This is a genomic window from Flavimobilis rhizosphaerae, from assembly GCF_014852685.1.
Classification (GTDB): Bacteria; Actinomycetota; Actinomycetes; order Actinomycetales; family Cellulomonadaceae; genus Flavimobilis; species Flavimobilis rhizosphaerae.
In genome coordinates this window covers 1-12,946 of the sequence record NZ_JACZDF010000006.1, presented here as the reverse complement: position 1 = coordinate 12,946, position 12,946 = coordinate 1, and the positions used below count along the sequence as shown (strand labels likewise).

10 protein-coding genes and 2 rRNA genes are annotated in these 12,946 nt (G+C 71.2%); 2 read left to right on the top strand and 10 right to left on the bottom strand.

All coding sequences use genetic code 11. The annotated features are described in order from the left end of the window. Positions 1-19 precede the first annotated feature (19 nt). Positions 20-1,093, bottom strand: coding sequence for a 3-oxoacyl-ACP synthase III family protein (locus IGS67_RS10720; RefSeq protein ID WP_192280750.1), 1,074 nt, complete (start codon positions 1,091-1,093; stop codon positions 20-22). 117 nt (positions 1,094-1,210) lie between these two features. Here IGS67_RS10720 and IGS67_RS10715 point away from each other — a divergent pair, with 117 nt between their 5' ends. Further along, positions 1,211-2,416: a cytochrome P450 gene (locus IGS67_RS10715; RefSeq protein ID WP_328742438.1), complete on the top strand. Its 1,206-nt coding sequence runs from the start codon at positions 1,211-1,213 to the stop codon at positions 2,414-2,416. A 100-nt stretch (positions 2,417-2,516) separates the two neighbouring features. Here the strand turns inward: IGS67_RS10715 and ilvD (IGS67_RS10710) are convergent, their stop codons facing one another. From ilvD (IGS67_RS10710) to gatC, 7 genes are all read right to left on the bottom strand, one after another. Beyond that, positions 2,517-4,217, bottom strand: coding sequence for a dihydroxy-acid dehydratase (gene ilvD, locus IGS67_RS10710; protein ID WP_192280748.1), 1,701 nt, complete (start codon positions 4,215-4,217; stop codon positions 2,517-2,519). Between the two features lie 159 nt (positions 4,218-4,376). Further along, positions 4,377-6,239, bottom strand: coding sequence for a dihydroxy-acid dehydratase (ilvD, locus tag IGS67_RS10705; RefSeq protein ID WP_192280745.1), 1,863 nt, complete (start codon positions 6,237-6,239; stop codon positions 4,377-4,379). A 138-nt stretch (positions 6,240-6,377) separates the two neighbouring features. After that, positions 6,378-6,686, bottom strand: a complete 309-nt coding sequence (locus tag IGS67_RS10700) for a 4a-hydroxytetrahydrobiopterin dehydratase (RefSeq protein ID WP_192280742.1) — start codon at positions 6,684-6,686, stop codon at positions 6,378-6,380. A 235-nt stretch (positions 6,687-6,921) separates the two neighbouring features. Then, entirely contained in the window at positions 6,922-7,500 is a 579-nt protein-coding gene (locus IGS67_RS10695; RefSeq protein WP_192280739.1) for a GNAT family N-acetyltransferase, read from the bottom strand. 1 nt (position 7,501) lies between these two features. Beyond that, positions 7,502-9,007: an Asp-tRNA(Asn)/Glu-tRNA(Gln) amidotransferase subunit GatB gene (gatB, locus tag IGS67_RS10690; protein ID WP_192280736.1), complete on the bottom strand. Its 1,506-nt coding sequence runs from the start codon at positions 9,005-9,007 to the stop codon at positions 7,502-7,504. Further along, complete coding sequence (gatA, locus tag IGS67_RS10685; protein ID WP_192280733.1) at positions 9,004-10,515, bottom strand: Asp-tRNA(Asn)/Glu-tRNA(Gln) amidotransferase subunit GatA; 1,512 nt, start codon at positions 10,513-10,515, stop codon at positions 9,004-9,006. Before gatA ends, gatB begins: the two co-directional genes overlap by 4 nt. Positions 10,516-10,517: 2 nt before the next feature. Next, complete coding sequence (gene gatC / locus IGS67_RS10680; protein ID WP_192280730.1) at positions 10,518-10,814, bottom strand: Asp-tRNA(Asn)/Glu-tRNA(Gln) amidotransferase subunit GatC; 297 nt, start codon at positions 10,812-10,814, stop codon at positions 10,518-10,520. Between the two features lie 195 nt (positions 10,815-11,009). On the opposite strand from gatC, the gene IGS67_RS10675 reads away from it, so the two are divergent. After that, complete coding sequence (locus IGS67_RS10675; protein WP_192280727.1) at positions 11,010-12,290, top strand: cellulase family glycosylhydrolase; 1,281 nt, start codon at positions 11,010-11,012, stop codon at positions 12,288-12,290. 288 nt (positions 12,291-12,578) lie between these two features. Here the strand turns inward: IGS67_RS10675 and rrf are convergent. Both rrf and IGS67_RS10665 read right to left on the bottom strand, forming a co-directional pair. Beyond that, a 5S ribosomal RNA gene (gene rrf / locus IGS67_RS10670) occupies positions 12,579-12,695 on the bottom strand. Positions 12,696-12,762: 67 nt separating this feature from the next. Beyond that, positions 12,763-12,946, bottom strand: a 23S ribosomal RNA gene (locus IGS67_RS10665); the annotation flags it as partial.

Sequence of the window (12,946 nt, the reverse complement as noted above, 5' to 3'; positions counted from 1 at the left end):
CCCCCGGGACGTGGCGGCCTCACAGGCGCACCAGCGTCGCGCCGATCGAGATGCCGCCCGCGAGCCCGAGCAGCAGGACGACGTCACCGTCACGGACCCGCCCGGACTCGCGTGCGCGCACGAGCTGGAGCGGGAGCGTCACCGAGGCGACGTTGCCGTGGTCGGCGACCGTGACGAGCGTGCGGTCGCGCGGCAGGCCGAGCGCGTCGTGGACGTCGTCGAGATAGGCGACCGCGACCTGGTGGACGGCGACGAGCGTGACGTCGTCGATCGTGAGCCCTGCCCGCTCGAGCGCCTCCTCGACGACGCCGGGGCCGAGCGCGCAGAACGCGTCGCGCAGGCGTCCGCCGTCGATCTCGAAGTAGGTGCGCTCGACGTCGCGCGGGTGCGCGGTCCCGCCGCCCGGGAGCATGCCGACGTCCCAGTGCTCGGAGCGCGCGGAGAACGCGCTCGCGAGGATGCCGCGCGGCGCCTGCCCCGGGGCGACGGCGGGCGGGCGACCGACGAGCACGGCAGCGCCCGCGTCGGACATCGTGTAGCCCGGCGCGGAAAGCGCGTACGTCGCCCGGTCGGGCACGTCGTGACGGACGGCGCGCGAAGGTGCCTCCCCCGAGGCGACGAGCACCGTCCCGTACCGCCCTGTCGCAACGAGCGCCTCGGCGACCTCAATGCCGTTGAGCACGGAGTTGCAGGCGTTCTTGACGTCCATGACGGGCACGGAGTCGAGCCCGAGCTTGTGCGCGACGATGTGCGACGTCGCGGGCTCGACCATGTCCTGGCTCGCGGAGGCGAAGATCAGCAGGTCGACGGTCGTGCCGGGGTGCTCGGCGAGGAGCGTCCGCGCGGCCGCGACGGCGAGGTCGGACGCGTCCTCACCGTCGGGGAGCACGTGCACCCGCTGCACCCCCGTGAGCCGGGTGACGAGCGGCGTGCGGGGCACGACGCCGGGGTTGCGTCGGGCGAGCGCCCGCTCGACGTCCGCGACCTCACGGACGTCGTCGGGCAGGTGCACGGCGACGCCGAGGATCGCGGCGGCGGGGGCCGGACGCGCGGGGGCAACGACGACGGCCGGGGCGTGGAGCGGCTGGAGCATGGCGGTCAGCGTAGCGGTCGGTCCCCGCGGCCGCCCGCACGCTCCGGATGTCGTCCGCCGAACACCCATCTGTGGACAACCTGGTCGTGCCGTGCCGCGTCCGGCAGACTTCCGCGGGTGACGACACGCTCCGAGCTCGCGCTCCTCGCCCGCGCCCGTCCCGCGATGGCCGCGGTCCTCCTCGGTGGGCGCGCCCTGCGCCGCCCGCTCGTCAGGGTCCCCGGCCTCGGCTGGGTGACGTCGGACCCCGTCGTGAGCCGCGAGATCCTCAAGGACGGACGCGCGTTCACGATCCTCGACGAGGGCGGCGTCGGGCACCTGTGGGGTCAGATCCTCGGCGACTGGGTGTTCGACCTCTTCGACGGGCCGGGTCACCATGACCTGCGCACGCGCGCCCGCGACCTCTTCACGAAGGCGACGGCGACCGAGATCGTCGACGATGCATGGGGGCCGTCGCTCGCCGCAGCGCGTGCGACGCTCGACGCGGGCGGGACGCTCGACGTCGGTCCGCTGTCACGCACGCTCGTCGGCCGCATGATGACGACGATCCTTGGCATCGTGCCACCTGCGGGACGAACGCAGGACGCCCCGTGGCCGACCGACGCCGAGGCTCTCGCGATCTTCCGCACGGGCGAACGACTCGCGTCGGTCGCGCTCGGCACGGGCTCCTCGACGCACCTGTCGGACGCGCAGGTCGTCACGGCCCGCGGGATCGTCGCGGAGCTGACGTCGGGCGTGCCCGACGGCTGGGCGCACGCGCCCGGGCACCTGCTGCTCGGCCGCTGCCGCGAGCTCGGGCTGAGCCTCGAGGAGACGACGGGCATCGCGAGCCTCCTCATGGTCGCGGGCACGGAGACGTCCGCGAGCGCGATGGCACGCACGACCGCGCTGCTCGTCGACACGGGCGAGCAGCACCGCCTGCTCGCGGCGCTCGCCCGTGGCGAGGACCCGTGGGACGACGTGGTCCGCGAGGGCCTGCGCGTCACAAGCCCTGCGTCCGTCATCGGGCGGGGCGTCGCGGCCGACGTCAAGGTCGCGGGCCGCACGCTGCGCGCGGGCGAGCGAGTGATGATGCTCGTGTGGAGCGCCAACACGGCGCCCGGCCCGTTCCGGATCGAACGACCGTACGTCGCGGACAACCGCCAGCTGTGGTTCGGCGCGGGCCGTCACCTGTGCCTCGGTGCGGCGCTCGCGCGCGCCGAGCTCGAGCACCTGCTCCGCACGCTGTTCGAGGGCGGTCCGCTCGAGATCGTGCGGCGTCGCGCGCAGCCGAAGGTGCTCGTGCCGACGTACCGCACGCTCGAGGTCCGCCGCGCCCGCTGAGTGCCTCGGACGAGTGCCCCACCGCGACCACCACCCAGAGCGACTCGTAGCGCCCCAGCACCATCGACGTGTGCTGATGCCCTTCGAGTCGCAGGGTTGGTCAGCTGAGGACCGCGCCCTGCGACGCTGAGCCGACGAGCTTCTGGTAGCGACCGAGCACGCCGCGCGTGAAACGTGGGGGCAGCGGCTCCCAGCCCTCGCGGCGCACCGCGAGCTCCGCCTCGTCGACGAGGAGGTCGAGCGTGCCGGCGGCGACGTCGAGTCGCACGCGGTCGCCGTCGCGCACGAACGCGACAGGCCCTCCGTCGACGGCCTCGGGTGCGACGTGCCCGACGCACAACCCCGTCGTTCCGCCCGAGAAGCGCCCGTCGGTGAGCAGCAGGACGTCCTTGCCGAGACCCGCACCCTTGATCGCGCCCGTGATCGCGAGCATCTCGCGCATGCCGGGCCCGCCCTTGGGCCCCTCGTAGCGGATGACGACGACGTCGCCGGCCGTGATCGTGCCGTCCTCGAGCGCGTCCATCGCGGCACGCTCGCGCTCGAAGACGCGCGCGGTGCCCTCGAAGACGTCGGAGTCGAAGCCCGCGGACTTCACGACGGCCCCCTCGGGCGCGAGGGTCCCGCGGAGGATCGTGATGCCGCCCGTGCGGTGGATCGGGCGGTCGAGGGCGCGCAGGATCTTGCCGTCGGGGTCGGGCGGCGCAATCTCGGCGAGGTTCTCCGCGACCGTGCGGCCCGTGACGGTGAGGCAGTCGCCGTGGAGCAGTCCCGCGTCGAGCAGGGCCTTCATGACGACGGGCACTCCCCCGACGCGGTCGACGTCCGCCATGACGTACCGGCCGAACGGCTTGAGGTCGCCGAGGTGCGGGACGCGCGCCGCGACGCGACGGAAGTCGTCGAGCGTGAGGTCGACCTCGGCCTCGTGCGCGATCGCGAGGAGGTGGAGGACCGCGTTCGTCGAGCCGCCGAACGCCATGACGACGGCGATCGCGTTCTCGAGCGCCTCCTTCGTCATGATGTCGCGCGCCGTGATGCCGCGGCGCAGCAGATTGACGACGGCCTCGCCAGAGCGCTGCGCGAACTGGTCGCGCCTGCGGTCCGCGGACGGCGGCGCGGCCGAGCCGGGCAGTGACATGCCCATGGCCTCGGCGACCGACGCCATGGTGTTCGCGGTGTACATGCCGCCGCACGCGCCCTCGCCCGGGCAGATCGCGCGCTCGATGCGGTCGACGTCCTCGACGCTCATGAGTCCGCGCGCGCACGCGCCGACGGCCTCGAACGCGTCGATGAGCGTGACGTCCTTCTCGGTGCCGTCGGAGAGCTTGACCCAGCCGGGCATGATCGAGCCCGCGTAGAGGAACACGGCCGCGAGGTCGAGGCGCGCGGCGGCCATGAGCATGCCCGGCAGCGACTTGTCGCAGCCCGCGAGGAGAACCGACCCGTCGAGCCGCTCCGCCATCATCACCGTCTCGACGGAGTCAGCGATGACGTCGCGCGACACGAGCGAGTAGTGCATGCCCTCGTGGCCCATGGAGATGCCGTCGGACACGGAGATCGTCCCGAACTCGAGCGGGTAGCCGCCCGCGGCATGGACGCCGTTCTTCACGGCCGCGCCGAGGCGCTGCAGCGAGAGGTTGCACGGCGTGATCTCGTTCCACGAGCTCGCGACGCCGATCTGCGGCTTGGCCCAGTCGTCGTCGCCCATGCCGACGGCGCGCAGCATGCCGCGCGACGCCGTGGCCTCGAGGCCGTCGGTCACCTGGCGCGAACGGGGCTTGAGGTCGATCTCTGAGGCGTCCATACCCGAGTATTACCCCATGTCCGTGACCTGGGCCACAGCCGGGGCCGTTCGGTGCCGTCGGGACGTGCGGGACCGCAGGCTTCCGTGAGCGCAGCGGGGACACGGACGGGCCCGCTCCCCCGTGGGGAGCGGGCCCGTCGCGTACGAGGTGCGGGTGGTTCAGCGGCGCGTGATGAGCGAGACGTCGCGCACCGCACCGCGGTCTGCGGACGTCGCCATCGCGGCGTACGCGCGCAGCGCCGGGGAGACGTAGCGGTCGCGGTCGACGGGCTGCCACGGGTTCTCCCGCGCCTCCATCTTGGCGCGGCGCTCCGCGAGGACGTCGTCCGGGACGTCGAGGTGGACGCGGCGCGTGTCGACGTCGATCTCGATGCGGTCGCCGTCCTCGACGAGGCCGATGAGCCCGCCGGCCGCGGCCTCGGGCGAGACGTGCCCGATCGAGATGCCCGAGGACCCGCCCGAGAAGCGTCCGTCCGTGATGAGGGCGACGGACTTGCCGAGGCCGCGTCCCTTGATGAACGACGTCGGGTAGAGCATCTCCTGCATGCCGGGGCCGCCCGCGGGGCCCTCGTAGCGCACGACGAGGACGTGCCCCGGCTGGACCTGCTTCGTGAGGATCTTCTCGACGGCCTCGTCCTGGGACTCGACGACGAGCGCCGTCCCGACGAAGTGGAAGACGTCCGGGTCGACGCCCGCCGTCTTGAAGACCGCGCCGTCCTCGGCGAGGTTGCCGCGGAGCACCGCAAGCCCGCCCTCGACCGTGTACGCGTGCTCGAGGTCGCGGATGCAGCCGTTCGCCGCGTCGGTATCGAGGGACTCCCAGACGTTCGACGTCGAGAACGCCTGCGTCGTGCGGACCCCGCCGGGGGCGGCGAGGAAGAGCTTCTTCGCGGTGTCGGTGGCCTTGCCGCCGCGGATGTCCCAGTCGTCGAGCCACGCGCGCAGCGTCGGCGTGTGGACGCTCGTGACGTCGTGATCGAGCAGGCCCGCGCGGTCGAGCTCACCGAGGAGCGCGGGGATGCCACCGGCGCGGTGGACATCCTCCATGTGATAGTTCGGGTGGTTGGGTGCCACCTTCGAGAGGCACGGCACGCGACGCGAGATCTCCTCGATGTCGGTGAGCGTGAAGTCGATCTCGGCCTCCTGCGCGGCCGCGAGGATGTGAAGGACCGTGTTCGTCGAGCCGCCCATCGCGACGTCGAGCGTCATAGCGTTGGCGAACGCGGCCTTCGACGCGATCGAGCGCGGGGCGGCTGAGTCGTCGCCCTCGTCGTAGAAGCGGCGTGCGAGCTTGACGATCGTGCGCCCGGCCTCGAGGAAGAGCTCCTTGCGGGCCGTGTGCGTCGCGAGCGTCGAGCCGTTGCCGGGCAGCGAGAGGCCGAGCGCCTCGGTGAGGCAGTTCATCGAGTTCGCGGTGAACATGCCCGAGCACGAGCCACACGTCGGGCACGCCGACTCCTCGACCTTCGCGAGCGCCTCGTCGGAGACCGCGTCGTCGGCCGCGTAGTTGATCGCGTTGACGAGGTTGAGGTGCGTCTTCGCGACGCCGTCGGCGACGACCGCCTTGCCGGCCTCCATGGGCCCGCCGGACACGAAGATCACCGGGATGTTGAGGCGCAGTGCGGCGTTGAGCATGCCGGGGGTGATCTTGTCGCAGTTCGAGATGCAGACGATCGCGTCGGCGCAGTGCGCGTTGACCATGTACTCGACCGAGTCGGCGATGAGGTCGCGGCTCGGCAGCGAGTAGAGCATGCCGCCGTGACCCATCGCGATGCCGTCGTCGACCGCGATCGTGTTGAACTCCTTGGCGACGCCGCCGGCCTCACGGATCGCGGACGCGACGAGGTCGCCCATGTCCTTGAGGTGGACGTGGCCCGGGACGAACTGTGTGTAGGAGTTCGCGATCGCGATGATCGGCTTGCCGAAGTCCTCCGACGTCATGCCGGTCGCACGCCACAGGGCGCGGGCCCCCGACATGTTGCGGCCGTGGGTGGAGGTGCGGGAGCGCAGCGGGCGGCTCATCGGTCATGCTCCTTCGACGCAGTCGTGCGGCGAGAGGCGCCGCCGCACCACAGTACGTCGCGCGCGCCGGGGCGCGGCGAAGGCGTCCGGAGCGTGGTCGGGCCGCGGCACCGGCGCTCCGCCGGTGCCGTCGTCGTGCTACTCCCCCGTCGCGACCTCGACGCCGTGCTCGCGCACGAGCTCGGTGAGCTCGAGCGCGAGGTCGACGTCGGCGCTCGTGAGCGCGTCGACCTCGTGCGTGAGGAGACGCAGCTCGACCCACGGGTACGTGAGCGTGACGTCAGGGTGGTGGTTCGCGGCCTCGGCCGCGCCCGCGACAAGCTCGACGAGCCGGACCCCGGCGACGAAGCTGCCGGTCGCGTACCGGACGACGAGCTGTCCGTCGACGACCTCCCAGCCGGTCCCGGCGACAGCCTGCTCGACACGTGCGATCTCGAGAGGTTCCATGCGTCCCAGCCAACCACCGCAGCGCCGCCACCACCAGCGGTCGTGCACCCAAGTACGCCTTCCGGGGGCTCGCCCAGCCCCGGAGTGCGTGACGCTGTGGCTCCGGGTGACCGTGGCGTCCCTCGGGGAACGGGAGACCGACGTTCTTCCGGGCACGAGGCCGACCTACCTCCGTGCACGGGACGACGACGGCGCCGCAACCCCGAAGGGTGCGGCGCCGTGCGTGGAACCACTGTCAGGCGGCGTCGCTGTCGGTCTCCCACTCGTGCTCGAGGATGCTCATGACGATCGCGTCCGTCCAGCGGTCACCGTCACGGTAGACCTCGCGAAGCCGTCCCTCGACGGTGAAGCCGATGGACTCGTAGAGCATCTGCGCGCGCGGGTTGATGTCGAGCACGTCGAGCGAGACGCGGTGCAGCCCGAGCCCGTCGGCTGCGAATGCGTGTCCGAGCACGAGGCGGATGGCCTCGCGCCCGTAGCCACGCCCACGGTAGTTGGGCAGCATGTTGAGCCGCAGGTTCGCGGACAGGGCGTCGTCGTCGAGGTCGTTGAGGACGATCTCGCCGAGCATCTCGTCGCTCACGAGCTCGCCGTCGCGCCGGACACCGCTCGTGATCGCCCAGTCGTAGCGACCCGGACGCTCGGGAACATCACGCACCCACGCGGCGATCTGTTCGCGCGTGAACGACGCGGTTGTCCCCGTGAGCCGGAGCCCCTCCGTGTCCTGGACGAGCTCCCACGCCCGTTCGGCGTCGGACTCGACGAACGGCCGCAGCCGGACGAGCTCGCCCGCGAGCTCTGGTCCGCGAACCATGTCAGCCGATCCTCTCCATGATGAGCTCGCGCACGCGGCCCGCGTCCGCCTGTCCGCGCGTGGCCTTCATGACGCCGCCGATGATCGCGCCGATCGGGCCCATGTTGCCGCCCTTGATCTTCTCGACGATGTCGGGCTGCGCGGCGAGGACGTCGTCGATCGCGGCGAGCAGCGGGCCGTCGTCAGAGACGACCTCGAGGCCCTTGGCCGTGACGATCTCCTCCGCCGTGCCCTCACCCGCGAGCATGGCCTCGAGCACCTGGCGCGCGATCTTGTCGTTGATACGTCCGGAGTCGACGAGCGACTGAAGCTCGACGACGCCCGCGGGCGTGATCGGCAGGGCGTCGAGCTCGACCTCGTCGGCCTTCGCGCGGCGCGCTAGTTCGCCCATCCACCACTTGCGGGCTGCGGCGGCGGACGTACCCGCGGCGACGGTCGCCTCGATGAGGTCGAGGGCGCCCGCGTTGACGACGTCGCGCATCTCGGCGTCGGCGTAGCCCCAGGCCTCCTGGAGCCGGCGGCGGCGGGCTGCTGGCATCTCGGGGAGCGCGGCCCGGATCTGCTCGACCCACTCCCGCGACGGCGCGACGGGCACGAGGTCCGGCTCGGGGAAGTAGCGGTAGTCCTCGGCGTCGGACTTCACGCGGCCCGACGTCGTGATCGATGTGTCCTCGTGCCAGTGACGGGTCTCCTGGATGACCTTCTCCCCCGCGTCAAGGACGGCCGCCTGTCGCGAGACTTCGTAGCGCACGGCCCGCTCGATGGACCGGAACGAGTTGACGTTCTTCGTCTCGGTTCGCGTGCCGAGCGGGCTCTCGGGCGTCGGACGCAGCGAGAGGTTGACGTCGGCGCGAACGTTGCCTCGCTCCATGCGTGCCTCGGAGACGTCGAGCGCACGGAAGATGTCACGCAGCGTCTGGACGTAGGCGCGCGCGACCTCGGGAGCTCGCTCGCCCGCGCCCTCGATGGGCCGCGTGACGATCTCGACGAGCGGGATACCCGCACGGTTGTAGTCAACGAGCGAGTACTCGGCACCGTGGATGCGTCCCGTGGAACCGCCGACGTGCGTGTTCTTGCCGGCGTCCTCCTCCATGTGCGCACGCTCGATCTCGACGCGGAAGATCGTGCCGTCATCGAGCTCGACGTCGAGGTAGCCGTCGAACGCGATGGGCTCGTCGTACTGGGACGTCTGGAAGTTCTTGGGGACGTCCGGGTAGAAGTAGTTCTTCCGCGCGAAGCGGCAGGACTCCGCGATCGAGCAGTTGAGCGCGAGACCGATGCGGATCGCGTACTCGACGGCCGTCGCGTTGACGACCGGGAGCGCACCCGGCAGGCCGAGCGAGACGGGCGTCGTCTGCGTGTTGGGCTCGCCGCCGAACTCGACCTCGGCCGCGCAGAACATCTTCGTGCGCGTGCCGAGCTCGACGTGCACCTCGATGCCGAGGACGGGGTCGTAGCGGCGGATCGCGTCGTCGTAGTCGACGAGGTCGACGGTGGTGGCGCTCATCGTGCGATCTCCAGTTCCGGGGCCTGCGCGAGCAGCGGCGCGCCCCACACGTTCTCGAGGGCTGCCTCCAGGGCGGCGCCGACGCGGTAGAGCCGGTCGTCAGCCTTCGCGGGCGCGAGGATCTGGAAGCCGACGGGCAGACCGTCGTCGGACAGGCCGTTCGGCACCGAGATGCCGGGGACGCCGGCGAGGTTGGCCGGGATGGTCGCGATGTCGTTGAGGTACATCGCGAGCGGGTCGTCGAGCTTCTCGCCGAGCTTGAACGCCGTCGTCGGCGCTGTCGGCGAGACGAGGACGTCGGCCTGCGTGAACGCGGCGTCAAAGTCACGCTGGATGAGCGTGCGGACCTTCTGCGCGCTGCCGTAGTACGCGTCGTAGTAGCCCGCGGAGAGCGCGTACGTGCCGAGGATGATGCGACGCTTGACCTCGTCGCCGAAGCCGGCGCCGCGGGTCGCGGACATGACGCGCTCGGCGGTGACGGGGCCGTCGGTGGGCTCGACGCGCAGGCCGAAGCGCATACCGTCGAACTTCGCGAGGTTCGAGGACGCCTCGGACGGCATGATGAGGTAGTACGCGCCGAGAGCGTAACGGAAGTTCGGGCAGGAGACCTCGACGAGGGTCGCGCCGGCCTTCTCGAGCAGCTCGAGGGACTCGGCGAAGCGCGCGGAGACGCCCGCCTGGTAGCCGTCGCCCGAGAGCTCGGTGACGACGCCGACGCGGACGCCGGTGAGGTCGCCGAGCGCGCCCTGGCGCGCGGCGTCGACGAGCGCCGGGAGCGGCTCGTCGATCGACGTCGAGTCGCGTGCGTCGTGCCCGCCGATGAGCTCGTGGAGGAGTGCGGAGTCGAGGACCGTGCGCGTCACGGGGCCTGCCTGGTCGAGCGAGGACGCCATGGCGATGAGTCCGTAGCGGGACACCGAGCCGTAGGTGGGCTTGACGCCGACGGTGCCGGTGACGGCGCCGGGCTGGCGGATCGAGCCGCCAGTGTCGGTGCCGATGGCGAGCGGTGCCTCGAAGGCTGCGACGGCTGCGGCGGAACCGCCTCCCGAGCCTCCGGGGATGCGCTCGAGGTCCCACGGGTTGTGCGTGTTGCCGTACGCCGAGTGCTCGGTCGAGGACCCCATGGCGAACTCGTCCATGTTCGTCTTCCCGAGGATCGGCAGGCCGGCAGCCTTGAGGCGCTCGACGAGCGTCGCGTCGTACGGCGGGACCCAGCCCTCGAGGATCTTCGAGCCGGCGGTCGTCGGCATGCCCTCGGTGACGACGACGTCCTTGACGGCGATCGGCACGCCCGCGAGCGGGTGGAGGGACTGTCCGGCGGCGCGGCGCGCGTCGACGTCGGCGGCGGTCGCGAGCGCGACGTCGTCCGAGACGTGGAGGAACGCGTGGACGGCGCCCTCGACCGCGTCGATGCGGTCGAGGTGGGCCTGGGTGACCTCGACCGAGGTCACCTCACCTGCCGTGAGCTTCTCCGAGAGCGCTGCTGCGCTCAGTCGTGTGAGGTCCATCGTCACTCCTCCCCGAGGATCTGCGGGACGAGGAAGCGGCCGTCCTCCTGGGCCGGGGCACCCGAGAGCGCCTGCTCCTGCGTGAGCGGCGCGACGGGCTCGTCGGCGCGCATGACGTTCGTGAGCGGAAGCGGGTGGCTCGTCGCGGGGACGTCGGAGGTCGCGACCTCGCTCACCTGAGCGATCGCATCGACGATGACGTCGAGGTCGGCGGCGAACCGGTCCACTTGGTCGGGGGTGAGGTCGATGCGCGCCAGAGCGGCGACGCGCGACACCTCGTCGCGTGAGATGGAGGACATGGGACCAGTCTAGGTGCTGCGACGGACGCCGGGCGGCGCATCCGCGGGCTGCGCTCGTTCCGGTCGCACAATCCAGACTTAAGCGCTTCACTAGTGCTGTCGCGCGCACCGATGCCCGCGACCCGTCGCCCCCACGGGGGTGCCACGCCCACCGGCGGGCGACGACGCCCGCCGCCGACGAAGGGACACTCCCCCATGAGAAGGCTCCTCACCCGCGCCGCAGCGCTGCTCGGCGCGGTGACGCTCGCTGTCGCCCTGCTACCCGCGACGCACAACGCCGTGGCCGCGTCCGACGGGTTTACCGTCTCGGGCGGGCGGATCTACGACGCCCGCGGCGTCGAGTTCGTGCCCCAGGGCATCAACCACGCCCACGCCTGGTACCCGTCGCAGACCGGCTCCTTCGCCGACATCCGCGCCGCCGGCGCCAACGCTGTGCGGGTCGTGCTCTCGGGCGGACGCTACACGCCCAGCACCGTCTCCGATGTCGCCGACGTCGTCGCCCGGTGCCGCGCCAACCAGCTCGTGTGCATCCTCGAGAACCACGACACGACCGGTTACGGCGAGGACGGCAGCGCTCGCTCGCTCGCGCAGGCAGCGCAGTTCTGGACGCAGGTCCGCAGCGCTCTCGTGGGCCAGGAGGCCTACGTGATGATCAACATCGGCAACGAGCCGTTCGGCAACAGCGGCTACCAGTCGTGGGCGTCCGACACGATCTCGGCGATCAGCGCGCTGCGCTCCGCCGGGTTGCGACACACGCTCGTCGTCGATGCACCCAACTGGGGCCAGGACTGGTCCGGGACGATGAAGGCCGAGGCACCCCGCGTAGCGGCCGCCGACGGCAACACCGTGTTCTCCATCCACATGTACGGCGTCTACGACACGGCGGCCAAGGTGACGACGTACATCGACTCCTTCCGAAGCCGAGGCCTGGCCCTCATGGTCGGCGAGTTCGGCGACGCTCACTCGGACGGCAACCCCGACGAGGCGACGATCATGCAGTACACGCGCGCCACGGGTGTCGGCATGCTCGGCTGGTCGTGGTCGGGCAACGGCGGCGGCGTCGAGTACCTCGACATGGCGACGGGGTTCGACTCCGGCCGCCTCACGTCGTGGGGACAGCGCTTCATCAACGGCGCCGACGGGCTCAAGGCGCGCGCCCCCAGGGTCGCCTCCGTCTACTCGGGCGGCCCCGTCGACCCGACGACCCCGCCGACCGAGTCGGGCGGTACCGCACCGAACGGGTACCCGTACTGCGCCGGCAGCTCGAGCGACCCGGACGGCGATGGCTGGGGCTGGGAGAACAACCGCTCCTGCGTCGTCCGAGGATCGGCGCCAGACGCTGGCTCCAACGGCGGCGGGACCGCGCCGAACGGGTACCCATACTGCGCTGCCAGCTCGAGCGACCCGGACGGCGATGGCTGGGGCTGGGAGAACAACCGCTCCTGCGTCGTCCGTGGGTCGGCGGCAGACCACTGAGCCAGTCGCCCGCGACAGCCTCACGGAGACCGACGACTCCAGGCGCGTGAGCTGACTCGCGCCTTACACGAAGGCCCGCTCCACTCCGAGGAGTGGGCCTTCGTCAGTTCAGCGAGCAGTCCGCCACCGACCCGGGTCACGGCACATCGCCGGGGCGGCAACAGAACCGTTGTAAAGGCACTCTGGTGTGCCGTTGGGCTTGTGTGTCGGCGCTCCCGCGGCCGGTGCGCGCGCCCGGGGCAACGCAGAAGGCCCACCCCGAAACGGGGTGGGCCTTCGCGAAAGAATGTCCGGCAGCGTCCTACTCTCCCACCCCGTCACCAGGGCAGTACCATCGGCGCTGTGAGGCTTAGCTTCCGGGTTCGGAATGGGACCGGGCGTTTCCCTCACGCTATGACTGCCGTAACTCTATAGGGTTATCAACACACCGGTGATGACCCGGGAACCGCACAGTGGACGCAAGCAAAACTGTTGTATCAAGTCATCGGCTATTAGTACCGGTCAGCTCCACGAGTCTTTCGTCCTCGCTTCCACATCCGGCCTATCCACCCAGTGGTCTGCTGGGAGCCTCACACCCTCAAGGGACAAGGAAATCTCATCTTGAAGCAGGCTTCCCGCTTAGATGCTTTCAGCGGTTATCCCTTCCCAACGTAGCC

Bases quoted from the DNA above. Each gene is read 5' to 3' on its own strand.
- IGS67_RS10720 (WP_192280750.1), bottom strand. From the start codon at position 1,093: ATGCTCCAGCCGCTCCACGCCCCGGCCGTCGTCGTTGCCCCCGCGCGT.
- ilvD (WP_192280748.1), bottom strand. From the start codon at position 4,217: ATGGACGCCTCAGAGATCGACCTCAAGCCCCGTTCGCGCCAGGTGACC.
- ilvD (WP_192280745.1), bottom strand. From the start codon at position 6,239: ATGAGCCGCCCGCTGCGCTCCCGCACCTCCACCCACGGCCGCAACATG.
- IGS67_RS10700 (WP_192280742.1), bottom strand. From the start codon at position 6,686: ATGGAACCTCTCGAGATCGCACGTGTCGAGCAGGCTGTCGCCGGGACC.
- IGS67_RS10695 (WP_192280739.1), bottom strand. From the start codon at position 7,500: ATGGTTCGCGGACCAGAGCTCGCGGGCGAGCTCGTCCGGCTGCGGCCG.
- gatB (WP_192280736.1), bottom strand. From the start codon at position 9,007: ATGAGCGCCACCACCGTCGACCTCGTCGACTACGACGACGCGATCCGC.
- gatA (WP_192280733.1), bottom strand. From the start codon at position 10,515: ATGGACCTCACACGACTGAGCGCAGCAGCGCTCTCGGAGAAGCTCACG.
- gatC (WP_192280730.1), bottom strand. From the start codon at position 10,814: ATGTCCTCCATCTCACGCGACGAGGTGTCGCGCGTCGCCGCTCTGGCG.
- IGS67_RS10675 (WP_192280727.1), top strand. From the start codon at position 11,010: ATGAGAAGGCTCCTCACCCGCGCCGCAGCGCTGCTCGGCGCGGTGACG.